We start from the raw sequence: 1,049 nt of genomic DNA on the forward strand, positions 1-1,049 counted from the left end.
GTACGAGGATCGTGGTGCGGCTACGACGCTCGACGAGCGTGCCGATCGCGGAGCGGCCGGTACCGATGATGAGGTCGCCTTCCCAATGGCCTGGCACGGCACGGTCTTGCGCTTCGGCGGGCCGCTGGCTGATGACCACCTCAGCGCTGACATGGCCCTGGGGCTTGTTCCGTGAACGCTCCCGCGGTTCACGCAACGCGCGGCCGGTGCGCAGACAGGCGACGAGTTCGCGTTTCAACGCGCCGCGCCCTTCGATGAACAACGACTGATAGATCGCCTCATGGCTGATGCGCATGGACTCATCATCGGGGAAGTCCAACCGCAGCCGATGACTGATCTGCTCCGGGCTCCACGAACTGGCCCAGCGCCGATCCTGCCTGCGCGGCTTGTTCAACCCCTTCCACGCCGGCGCGGCCGGGCCTGCCACGGGCGTGCCGTCAGGATGGGTGACCCCGCCGGCGAGGCGGTCTTGGACGTAGTCGCGTAGACGCTCGTTCCTAACCAACTTCGCGATCTTCGGGCGTTTCGCTGCTTCTTGCGCTTTCCACTGCGCGACCGTGGCCCGGTACTCGATTCGGCCGCTACGGGTGGCGGCGTTACGGCGTAGTTCACGGCTGATCGTGCCTGCATCACGCCCCAGCTGGCGAGCGATCGCGCGGACGCCGACGCCTTTGGCGTTCAGGATCGCGATCTCTTCACGTTCTTCGAAACTGAGATAGCGCCCGGACGGCTCGGCCAGGCTGATCGGTGGCATGCCGCCAGCGTGTCGAAACCAGCGCGCACCGACGGGGCACGACACGCCGACCGCGAGGCAGGCTTCCGCCGTTGTGACGCCCGTGGCGATCTGGCGCCAAAACTGCCGTTCGACTCGCCGCGAAGGTGACTGGCGTGGGCGCCCAGGGGAACGCATCGGTGGGCGCAACGCTCGATCTGCACGCCACTGGCGCCGCAACACCTGTGGCGCGTCCCTCGTGCTCTGGTCCCTGTCGTTCGCTGCCATCGCCAACACCTTCCACGTCAAGGTGTTGCGACGACCAGTTGAATCCGCC

General features: G+C 66.8%; 1 protein-coding gene. It reads right to left on the reverse strand.

Annotated features, from left to right (window positions below; genetic code table 11):
• Positions 1-1,000 (reverse strand): IS30-like element ISPfr14 family transposase (locus AC1RS9_RS14485; RefSeq protein ID WP_439099100.1); only part of this gene is annotated, 1,000 nt, incomplete at its 3' end.
• Between the last annotated feature and the right edge of the window lie 49 nt (positions 1,001-1,049).

This window comes from Dermacoccus sp. MPR-E5 (genome assembly GCF_058809565.1).